Annotated in this window: 9 protein-coding genes and 1 pseudogene; 5 read left to right on the plus strand and 5 right to left on the minus strand. The window is 57.3% G+C overall.

Annotation, left to right across the window (positions count from 1 at the left end; translation table 11 throughout):
* Window positions 1-217 precede the first annotated feature (217 nt).
* The 3 genes and pseudogenes from moaA (at window position 218) to EXR70_23385 (ending at window position 3,720) form a co-directional block, all read left to right on the plus strand.
* Entirely contained in the window at window positions 218-1,228 is a 1,011-nt protein-coding gene (moaA, locus tag EXR70_23375; GenBank protein ID MSP41438.1) for a GTP 3',8-cyclase MoaA, read from the plus strand.
* A gap of 138 nt (window positions 1,229-1,366) precedes the next feature.
* Window positions 1,367-2,501, plus strand: a pseudogene (locus EXR70_23380) (MFS transporter).
* A gap of 37 nt (window positions 2,502-2,538) precedes the next feature.
* Window positions 2,539-3,720, plus strand: a complete 1,182-nt coding sequence (locus EXR70_23385; protein ID MSP41439.1) for a chromate transporter — start codon at window positions 2,539-2,541, stop codon at window positions 3,718-3,720.
* A 6-nt stretch (window positions 3,721-3,726) separates the two neighbouring features.
* Here the strand turns inward: EXR70_23385 and EXR70_23390 are convergent, their stop codons facing one another.
* Genes EXR70_23390 through chrA form a run of 3 tightly spaced genes read right to left on the minus strand, consistent with a single transcriptional unit; the run spans window position 3,727 to window position 6,137 of the window.
* A complete protein-coding gene (locus EXR70_23390) occupies window positions 3,727-4,464 on the minus strand; it encodes a sulfite exporter TauE/SafE family protein (protein ID MSP41440.1) in 738 nt (245 codons plus the stop codon).
* A 59-nt stretch (window positions 4,465-4,523) separates the two neighbouring features.
* Window positions 4,524-4,958 carry a hypothetical protein gene (locus tag EXR70_23395; GenBank protein ID MSP41441.1) on the minus strand — a complete coding sequence of 145 codons (435 nt, stop codon included), beginning with the start codon at window positions 4,956-4,958 and terminating at the stop codon, window positions 4,524-4,526.
* Between the two features lie 9 nt (window positions 4,959-4,967).
* On the minus strand, window positions 4,968-6,137 hold the full coding sequence (chrA, locus tag EXR70_23400) for a chromate efflux transporter (GenBank protein MSP41442.1): 1,170 nt from the start codon (window positions 6,135-6,137) through the stop codon (window positions 4,968-4,970).
* Between the two features lie 99 nt (window positions 6,138-6,236).
* Here chrA and EXR70_23405 point away from each other — a divergent pair, with 99 nt between their 5' ends.
* Together EXR70_23405 and EXR70_23410 are read left to right on the plus strand one after the other, a co-directional pair.
* The gene (locus EXR70_23405) at window positions 6,237-7,223 is read left to right on the plus strand and encodes a molybdopterin-binding protein (protein ID MSP41443.1); all 987 of its coding nucleotides are present in this window, start codon (window positions 6,237-6,239) and stop codon (window positions 7,221-7,223) included.
* A gap of 33 nt (window positions 7,224-7,256) precedes the next feature.
* Complete coding sequence (locus EXR70_23410) at window positions 7,257-7,919, plus strand: cysteine hydrolase (protein MSP41444.1); 663 nt, start codon at window positions 7,257-7,259, stop codon at window positions 7,917-7,919.
* Between the two features lie 82 nt (window positions 7,920-8,001).
* Here the strand turns inward: EXR70_23410 and EXR70_23415 are convergent, their stop codons facing one another.
* Complete coding sequence (locus tag EXR70_23415; protein MSP41445.1) at window positions 8,002-9,030, minus strand: 2-oxoacid:ferredoxin oxidoreductase subunit beta; 1,029 nt, start codon at window positions 9,028-9,030, stop codon at window positions 8,002-8,004.
* 14 nt (window positions 9,031-9,044) lie between these two features.
* On the minus strand, window positions 9,045-10,241 hold the full coding sequence (locus tag EXR70_23420) for a hypothetical protein (protein MSP41446.1): 1,197 nt from the start codon (window positions 10,239-10,241) through the stop codon (window positions 9,045-9,047).

The following is a 10,241-nucleotide window of genomic DNA, read 5'->3' on the forward strand; positions in this document are numbered from 1 at the left end:
AAAACGACGCACACACTTCGCCTATATCGAACCAACTCCAACAAGGTGGGGTTCCGCTATGGCCAGGTTTCTAACTTACGACCTCAACCCAACGCACTACCCTGACATAATCGCGTTGCTGTTAACATGACATATTGACGTTGCCACGATAGTTTGCTTTTTACTGGCCAAAACCGCTGGCTTGAACGCCCTACCCCAATATTGCATAGTGAACGGCATGTTAGTCGACGCGCTCAAACGGCCGGTCAAAGACCTGCGCATCTCGGTCACCGACCGGTGCAACTTCCGCTGCACCTATTGCATGCCACAGGATGAGTACGAGTGGATCGACAAAAAAGAAATTTTGACATTCGAAGAGATCACTCGGTTAGCGCGGATATTCGTTCAATTCGGTGTGGAAAAAATTAGATTAACCGGCGGCGAACCTCTGGTGCGCCATGATTTAAACCTGCTGATCGAGAAACTAGCGCCGCTCGCAGGTCTCAAGGATCTGTGTCTGACGACCAACGGCGCGCTGCTCGCCGATAGAATTCAATCTCTCAAGCAAGCGGGCTTGAAGCGGGTCAACGTTAGCATCGATACCTTGGACGGTGACAAATTCAAACGCATGACCAAGCGCGGCGACCTGAGCAAAGTGCTCGACGGCATCTTTGCCGCCAAAGCGGCCGGGTTGGCGCCGATCAAGTTAAACGCGGTCGTCGAGCGCGGCGTCAACGACGACGATATTTTGCCGTTAGTCGAGTTCTGCCGCGACAATGGTTTCGCCATGCGCTTCATCGAGTACATGGACGTCGGCAACGCCAACAACTGGACCTCGGCCAAACTGGTGTCGAAGAAACAAATCATCGAAACCATCAACGCGCGCTATCCGCTAAGGGAAATCGGCCGCGACCAAGGCAGCGCGCCGTCGGTGGATTACGAATTCATCGACGGCAAGGGCGACATCGGCGTGATCGCGTCGGTGACCGAGCCGTTCTGTTCGAGCTGCACCCGGGCGCGAGTGACGGCGGACGGCAAGATCGTCACCTGCCTGTTTTCCAATGTCGGCCACGACGTCAAAGCGCAGCTGCGCGGCGGCGCCTCCGACGCGGCGCTGGCCGAGTTCATCGCCAACATTTGGCACGGCCGCACCGACCGTTACTCGGCGGAGCGCTTGGCAGCGCTCAACTCGTCGACCTACGATCCCAAGAACCACCGCAAGATCGAAATGATTTCCCTCGGCGGCTAGCCCGGCGTAAGAAATCTCATGGTCAGAGCCGCGCGAAGAATCGCCTCATGATTGCGATTTTTCTGGCACGTGCGTGCTTGGCGCTGCCGTTGGCATCGGCGAATAGCTGCTGCGGCTGATTAGCTTGGGCAAGACTGCATGAACTTTTCACTCTCGCGCGACGGCTGGCTGCTGTTTGCCAGCTGCGGCGTGCGCTCGTTAGCCTACGGTTTTCTCTCGGTCATTCTCGGGCTCTATCTTGACGCCATTGGTTTGAATACGACGGCGATCGGTTGGATTTTCACCGCGGCGTTGGCGGGCGGCGCGTTGATGACGATTGTCATTACCGCCATCGCCGACAGCTTCGGCAGAAAATTACTCCTGATTGTTGGCGCGCTCATGATGGCCGCGGCCGGCTGCGTATTCGCCGTCAGCAATAATCCAATTTTGCTCGCCCTGGCGGCGATCTTCGGCACCATCAGCCCGTCGGGAAAAGAAGTTGGGCCGTTTCTTTCCCTCGAACAAGCGATCCTGCCGCAGACTACCGAGGATCGCCAGCGCACGGCGGTCTTCTCCGCTTACAATCTAGTTGGCTCCTTCGCCGGTGCCATCGGCGCGTTAGCGGTGAGCCTGCCGTCCTTATTCTCATTGACGGCAATCGCCGGTTACCGCTTTTTGATTTGGGGTTACGTCGCTTCGGCGATTCTACTTGCGCTCTTGTTCACGCTGCTGTCGCCTCAGGTGGAAGCGAAAGAGAAAATCGCGTCGACGACACCCAAGGTCGGCTTGCACAAATCCCGTGCCATCGTCGCCAAACTCGCCGGCCTCTTTGCGCTTGACGCCTTCGCCGGCGCGTTCATCGTTCAGAGCATCGTCGCCTACTGGTTTTATCTGCGCTACCAAACCGATTTGAAGGCGCTGGGCGGGATCTTTTTCGGAACGAATATTTTCGCCGCCCTCTCCTTTCTCGCCGCTCCGGCCATGGCGCGCCGCTTCGGTTTGTTAAACACCATGGTGTTCACGCACCTGCCGTCGAATATTCTAATTCTGTTGGTGCCGCTGATGCCAAACGTTGAACTGGCCACGGCGGTTTTACTGCTACGGTATTCGCTGTCGCAAATGGACGTGCCGACGCGCCAGTCTTACACGATGGCCGTCGTCGACGCCGACGAACGCGCAGCCGCAGCCGGCGTTAGGGTTGCCGTTCTTGCTCGCTGGTGGGATTAAGATTGTTTACGATCTGTGGATCTTCGCTGTGTTCCGGCATGTGAAGCCGCCGGAGGAGAAAGCGTAGCGCGTAGATTTATTCGCAGCGCGCGACCGCTTCCTGTATGGTTCGTTCGATGAAGCCTTTTATCGAAGTCCTCTCCGTCGCCCTGCGTCTCGGTCTCACCTCTTTCGGCGGGCCGATCGCGCATCTTGGTTATTTTCGCGATGAGTATGTGGTGCGACGTAAGTGGCTTGATGAGAAAAGTTACGCTGACTTGGTGGCGCTGTGTCAATTTCTTCCTGGGCCGGCGAGTAGTCAGGTGGGGATGGCGATTGGCATTTCACGCGCTGGCTTGCCGGGCGCTTTGGCGGCTTGGCTTGGCTTTACTTTGCCGTCGGCGCTGTTGCTGGTCGCGTTTGCGTTTGGTGTGAATGCGGTCGGCACCGCGGCGGCTGCCGGATGGTTGCACGGTTTGAAAATCGTTGCCGTCGCGGTGGTGGCGCAGGCGGTTTGGGGAATGGCGAAGTCACTTTGTCCGGATCGGCAGCGCGCGACGTTGGCGATTGTCGCGGCGATTGTCACGCTCAGTTGGCCAACTGCTGGCGGACAATTGCTTTCGATCGTTGCTGCCGGCGTCGTCGGTTGGTTCTTTCTTGCGCCGACGGCACTGAGTTTTCAAGTCCACGCGCAGTTTCCCGTGAGTAAGCGCGCCGGCGTGATCGCTTGGATTATTTTTTTCGCTCTGTTGCTGGGCCTGCCGCTGATTCGGCCATTGGCGCAGAGCCATTCGCTCGATGTCTTCGATAGTTTTTTCCGCGTCGGTTCGTTAGTTTTCGGTGGTGGCCATGTAGTCTTGCCACTGCTGCAATCTGAAGTCGTCGGCCCCGGTTGGATTACCAACGAACAATTCGTCGCCGGCTACGGCGCGACCCAAGCGGTGCCGGGGCCGTTGTTTACTTTCTCGGCGTATATCGGCGCGGTTATGAACGGTTGGAGCGGCGCGCTGTTGACGCTCGTTGCGATTTTTCTGCCGTCGTTCTTGCTGGTCGTCGGCGCGCTGCCGTTTTGGGATTCGCTACGCGCTAACTCTAAATTTCAATCCGCTTTGAGCGGCATCAACGCCGCGGTCGTCGGACTGCTTCTCGCCGCGCTTTATAAGCCGGTGTGGACTAGCGCGATACTCTCTCCCGTCGATTTCTCGCTCGGCTTGGTTGGCTTCGGTCTGTTGATGTTTTGGAAATGGCCGCCGTGGATCGTCGTGCTGTTGAGCGCTTTGGTGGGCGAAATACTGGCGCGTGTCTGACGCAAACTATTCCGTCAATAGTTTTACGCCGGCGACCGCCAGCACAATGCCGAGCAAGCGCCGAATCGTGATCGGCGTGGCATGTTTGGCGCCCCAGCGGGCGCCGATGAAACCGCCGACGAGCACGGCAAAGAGCAGTGGCAGCAATGTCCAGTCGATGAAACTGCCGCGGGCAAAGCGGCCGATCAAACCGGTCAGCGAATTTACCGCGATGAACGCCGCGGAAATTCCCGCCGTACCTTTGGCGTCTTGCCAGCCGAGCAGAATAAGCAGCGGACCCAAGTAAATCCCACCACCGACGCCGGTCAAGCCAGCGAGCATGCCGAGGCTTATGCCAATTACTGCGGCTAAGATCCAAAGCTTTGCGCCAGTCGGCCGTTCAATCGTTCGCGAGCGCGGATCGGGAAGAATTAAGCGTAACGCCGCGAGCAGCAGCGCGACGCCGACCAGCAGCATGAAGAAGCGCGACGAGGTCGCGATCATGCCGCCGACGAACGCCGCCGGCGCGGAGAATAGCAACAGGGTGCCGGCCAGCGGCGCGTCGAAGTGGCCGCTTTGGCGGAAGCGAAACCACGCTTGGCTCGACACTACGATGTTCATCAAGAGAATTGTCGCGGCGACTTCAGGCCGCAATTTGCCGGCGAGAGTCAGCAGCGCGATGTAGGCCGAGGCGCCGCCGTGGCCGACTGAAGAGTACAGCGCGGCGGCGGCGCCGATCGTAAGGGTGAGCAGGAGTTCATTCATTGCCGCAGGAACGCCAAAGTGATTTTATGCCACGGCGTTGAAGGCTTTGCGAATTGAGTTTACTTGGAACGGGACTCGATGGCGGCGTAAAGCGCGTCGTAAAGGAAGGACGCTTTGGCAACCGTGTCGTGATCGTCTTTAGCGGCGAGCGGAAATCCCTGGGAGATCAACTGCAGGCCGGCGGATTCGGCGGTTGAATTTATTTCTTCGGGAAAGTCGGCGCCGCGCACGATGCCGGCAATTTTTTGCAGCACGGGATTATTTGCGCAGTATTCATCGACCAGCGTTTCGAACGAACAGCGCCCTTTTTGATCTTTGTGCGGATAAGTTGCTCCCGGCGCGTCGAAGCCCTTCGCTGCCTGTTGTATTTGTACTTGCGCCACTTGATCGGGCTCGACGAAAATAAATTCCGCTTGCGGATCGATGAAGCGGCGGATCAACCAGGCGGTGGCGACGCGGTTCACCCGAATACTTTTGCGCGTGACCCACTTCATAGAACATTCTCAGTGTAAAAGCGGCCAGAGAATCAAGCCGAGCAGTCCGGAGACAGAGACGATCACCGGCTCGGGAATTTTATAACGCCAGAGCACGGTGAAGCTGAGCGCCGCGATGATCGATGTCGGCCAATCGGTGATGGCGCGGCCGGCGAGCACTATGACCGCGCCGGTGATGGCGCCGGTGGCCGCGGCTGTGGCGCCATCGACGAAGGCTTTTAACTGCGGATTGTCGCGGTGGCGTTTGAACCAGGGCGCGGGAACGATGGTGAAAATATAAACCGGCAGGAAGATACCGATGGCGGCCATCACCGATCCGGCGAAACCGGCGTTGCGGGCGAGATAGCCGATAAAGGCAACCGTTATCACCACCGGCCCCGGGGTAATCATGGCCACGGCCACGGCGTCGAGAAACTCGTGATCGGTCAACCAGTCAAATTGCTGCACCACGCCTTGCTGCAAGAACGGAATGATCGCTAGGCCGCTGCCGAAAACAAACGCGCCGGCTTTGGTGAAGAATAAAAGTATTTGCACGAGTACGCTGCCGGAATTCGCCGCGCTGCCGGATTGGCGCAGCCAAGCTTCCAGCGCCCAGATCATTAACCCCAAAGCTATGGCGCCGAGCGCCATCAGTATCGCTGGTTTCAACCCCGGCCAGGCGCGCACGAGCAGAACGATGACGCCGGCTAATATAAAAAATTCCGCCAGCTCGGCCTGGGCTAACACCGTGACGGCAGTAAGCACGACGAAAATTCCCCAGAGCAGCGGGTCGCGCTTATTCGTGCCGCGTGCAAGTTTATAGGCGGCGATGGCGATGATCGCAATTACGGTCGCGCCGATGGCGTAGAACAACGCTTGCATCCACCACAGCCCGCCGTAGGCGACGTAGACGATGGAGATGCCGACCACCATTAGAAACGACGGCAGCACGAAGGCGATGCCGGCCAAGGTCGCACCGGCGATGCCGGCTTCGAAATAGCCGATGGCGATGGCGACTTGGGCGGCGAGCGGCCCCGGCATGATCTGCGCCAGAGCCAAGGATAACTTGTATGTGTCTTCCGTAATGCAGCTGCGTTTCTCGACCAGATCGCGGCGCATGAAGCCGACCAACGCCACCGGACCGCCGAAGCCGAAGGCGCCGAGGTAGAGAAAGTAGCGGACGAGTTCTGCAAGGCTCATGGCGTCGGGTAATAGCACAGGCCCGCTGGACAAAGCCAGGGGCGAGTGGAAGAATTGCGCCGGATTCGATATAGAAATTTCTGAGGAGTTCGCAGCATGCTGAAAGTCATACCTGTTGAAGAAGCGATTGGATTGCCGTTGGCTCACGACATCACCGAGATCATCCCTGGCAAACATAAAGGGCCGGCGTTTCGCCGCGGCCATATCATTCGTCCAGAAGACGTTTCGAAACTTTTGGATGTCGGCAAGGCGAATATTTATGTTATGGAATTGGCGAAGGACGAACTTCACGAAGAAGACGCGGCGCGCCGGTTGGCGAAAGCGGCGGCGGGAGCGAATTTAAAGCTAACCGATCCGAGCGAAGGCAGAGTTAATTTGGTCGCGACCATTTCTGGTTTGCTGAAGATCGACACCGACCTGCTTTACCGTTTCAATTCCTTGGGCGATCTCATGCTGGCGACGTTGCCGGGAGATCGCTTCGTCAAGGAAGGCACAGTCGTGGCTGGCACGCGGACGATTCCAGTCTTAGTGAAAGAAGAGTTGGTGCAAAAAGCCGAAGCGCTGTGCAAAGACAAGCCTATCGCGACGATATTGCCGATGCCGGCGAAAAAAATTCATTTAGTGGTGACCGGCAGCGAGGTTCTAACCGGACGGATCAAAGACGGCTTCGGGCCGGTGGTGAGCAAAAAAGTCGGTGAGTTGGGATCGACCGTCGAATCGGTGAAATTCGCGCCGGACGATCCCGACGTAATCGGCGGCATGATCAAGGACGCCAAACAGGCGGGCGCCGACGTTATTCTTGTCAGCGGCGGCATGTCGGTCGATCCCGACGACAAATCGCCCGAAGGGATTCGCCGCAGTGGCGCCAAGGTCGAGACCCACGGCTTTCCAATATTGCCCGGCTCGATGTTCTTGATGGCTTATCTCGGCGACACGCCGGTGATGGGCTTGTCCGGCTGCGTGTTGCACGATCCATTCACCGCCTTCGATGCGCTGCTGCCGCGCTTGATCGCCGGGGAAAAAATCACCCGCGCCGATATCATGGCGATGGGCCATGGCGGGTTGGCTAAGAAGCATGACCATTAAAAATAGTTTTGAGTTTTTAGTGATTAGTTTTTAATTGAGGAGGACTTCGTCGTGGATATATTGAGATCTTTGAAGGAACGGTGCGATCCGAAAAATGCCGCGTTGATCGTCGTCGACGTGCAAAATGATTTTGTCAGTTGCGAGGGCAGTGCGGGTAAGCGCGGCGAGGATTGTAGCGCGGCGCTGGCGATGGTGCCGAATTTGCTCCGCCTGATCGACGAGGCGCGGCGCATTGGGCTGACGATCGTTTACATTCGCACCACTCACAGCGAGTGGACCGACACGCCGTCGTGGATTTATCGCACTTCGCAAAAAGGCGGACTCAGCACCTGCCGCGAGGGAACTTGGGGCGCGGAATTCTACGAAGGCATTTCACCGTTGCCCACCGAGCGGGTGGTGATCAAGCATCGCTACAGCGCCTTTATCAACACGGATCTCAACACCGTGCTCAAGGCGCGCAACATTCAGAGCGTGCTGGTTTGCGGCGTGGCGACCAACGTTTGCGTCGAGACCACGGCGCGCGACGCCTATATGTTCGATTACTACGTGACGATGATCGACGACTGTTCGGCGGCGTACGAAGCCAAGCTTCATCTCAGCACGTTAGACAACATGCGCCGCCATTTCGGCCTGGTCGCGTCATCCACGGAGATCATCGATAGCTGGCACGATTTGCCGGCCAAGCGCGGTTTGTAACTCGCAAGAAAGTTTTCAGCGCACAATAAAAAGCCCGGTAGATTATCTACCGGGCTTTTTTGCTTTTAGGTTGGTAAGCGAATTACTTCATCATGTCGGCGTTGATTCGCTCCAGCGCTTCGAGGGGCGGTTGGAGAACGTCTTGGCCGAGCTCCGACAGCGGCAGGTCGCAGAGATTCAATTCTTCGGCGAACTCTTTGCGGTTCGGGTTGTAATAAATCAAGCCGGTCAAAAATTTGCCTTCGGCGATGGCGCCATGGATCGCTTGAATCGCCGCCGCCTTGTTGGTTGGATCATAGCCCTTGCCGAGCTTGTGCAGAACGATGCGCGAGCCGTCGTGCATTTCGACTTCGTGATCGGTGCCCTCGTCGTAGTCCGCTTCGATATTTTCATAGGGCGGGATGAAGTCGAGGTCATGAATCGGATCGAGATGACCTTTGACGTACTTCAAACTTTTGGTTGAACCTTCATGGTTGTTAAACGTTACGCAGGGGCTGATGACATCGAGAATCGCGCTGCCTTTGTGCGCCAGCGCGCCTTGGACCAGCGGCGTCAACTGTTTGCGGTCGCCGGAAAAACTCCGAGCGATATAGGTGGCGCCGAGGGTAATCGCCAACTCGGCTAGATCGATGGCCGGAATGTCGTTGACCTTGCCGCCCTTCATCACCGAGCCGACGTCGGCGGTGGCCGAGAATTGCCCCTTGGTCAAACCGTAGACGCCGTTGTTCTCGATAATATAGGTGATGTTCACGTTGCGCCGCATCATGTGGCAGAAGTTGCCGAGACCGATGGCCGAAGTGTCGCCGTCACCGGACACGCCGATAGGCAATAACGTGTGGTTCGCCAGGTTGGCGCCGGTGGCCACCGCCGACATGCGGCCGTGTACGGCGTTGAAGCCGAATGACTGGCTCAAAAAATATGCCGGTGTCTTTGACGAACAGCCGATGCCGCTGAGCTTGACGACTTTGCGCGGGTCGATGCTGCTTTCGTAGTAAGCCCGCTGCACCGACGCCGAGATCGCGTCGTGGCCGCAGCCCTTGCACATGGTCGACGGGGCGCCGTCGTAATCTTTTTCGGTTAAATTGAGTTTGTTGAGTTTTGCTTCTGCCATGTTCTTGTCCGTCCTTAAGCGGTTTTCGCGGTTTGCGCCGCTTCGAAAATCTGTTTGACGACCTCGCCGGCGCTCACCGGTAGACCATTGTAAACCAAGATGCTGGTGATCTTGGCGCCCAACAAAGGATTCTCATCCTTGATGATCGCCGCCATCTGGGCGTCGCGGTTCTGCTCGACCAAATAAATCGTGTCATGCTCGGCGAGAAAATCCATCACTTCGCTGGTCAACGGCAGGGCGCGGATCAACATGTGGTTGGTCTTCAAACCCGAAGCGCGCAAGCGATCGCGCGCTTCGCGCACCGGCTCGTAGCTCGAGCCGTAACAAATGATGCCGGTCTTGACGCCTTTTTCTTTTTCGATGATCGGCTTGGGCACGAACTTGCGCGAGGTGTCAAATTTTTTGCGCAGCCGATCGAGAATATATTTATAGTCATGCTCGTCTTCGGAATATTTGGCGTCGGCGTCGTGGCCGGAGCCGCGGGTGAAGTACGAAGCCATGCGATTCTGATTGCCCGGCACAGTGCGATAGGGAATGCCGTCGCCGTCTTGGTCGAAGTAGCGGCGAAATTTCTTGCCGGCTTTGGTCCATTCATCCAAATCTTGTGAACTCAAGCGCTTACCCTGATCAAAGACTTCTTCGTTCAACTTGAGCGGTTCCGACGACCACATGTTCATGCCGAGGTCGAGATCCATGGCGACGAAAACCGGAGTTTGAAAGCGATCGGCGTAGTTAAAACTCTGGCGCGCCAGGTCGAAACAAGAATTCACGTCGTGTGGAATCAAAATCATGTGGCGAGTGTCGCCGTGGGAGGCGTTGTACATGAGCGAGATGTCGGCTTGTTGGGTTCTGGTCGGCAAACCAGTTGACGGCCCGCCGCGCTGGATGATGAAGAAGACGCAGGGAATCTCGGCGAAATAAGCGAGGCCGATGGACTCGTTCATCAGCGAGACGCCGGGCCCCGAAGTTGAAGTCATGGCGCGTGCGCCGGCCCAGCCGGCACCGACAACCATGCCTGCCGAGGCGATCTCGTCTTCCGCTTGGACGATGGCGTAGGCTTTTTTGCCGTCGATCTGCTTACGTAGGCGGGGCAGATAATATTCCATCGATTCGGCCAAGGAACTCGACGGCGTGATCGGATACCAGCAAATAACCGACGCGCCGCCGTAAATGGCGCCCAGCGCCGCCGCGGTGTTGCCTTCGGTGATGAT

Source organism: Deltaproteobacteria bacterium (assembly GCA_009692615.1).
GTDB lineage: Bacteria > Desulfobacterota > Binatia > UBA9968 > UBA9968 > DP-20.

What these genes read in the sequence shown, in the direction of transcription:
- EXR70_23415 (MSP41445.1), bottom strand. Translation starts at nt 9,030, where the DNA reads ATGGCAGAAGCAAAACTCAACAAACTCAATTTAACCGAAAAAGATTAC.
- EXR70_23395 (MSP41441.1), bottom strand. Translation starts at nt 4,958, where the DNA reads ATGAAGTGGGTCACGCGCAAAAGTATTCGGGTGAACCGCGTCGCCACC.
- chrA (MSP41442.1), bottom strand. Translation starts at nt 6,137, where the DNA reads ATGAGCCTTGCAGAACTCGTCCGCTACTTTCTCTACCTCGGCGCCTTC.
- EXR70_23390 (MSP41440.1), bottom strand. Translation starts at nt 4,464, where the DNA reads ATGAATGAACTCCTGCTCACCCTTACGATCGGCGCCGCCGCCGCGCTG.
- moaA (MSP41438.1), top strand. Translation starts at nt 218, where the DNA reads ATGTTAGTCGACGCGCTCAAACGGCCGGTCAAAGACCTGCGCATCTCG.
- EXR70_23385 (MSP41439.1), top strand. Translation starts at nt 2,539, where the DNA reads ATGGTTCGTTCGATGAAGCCTTTTATCGAAGTCCTCTCCGTCGCCCTG.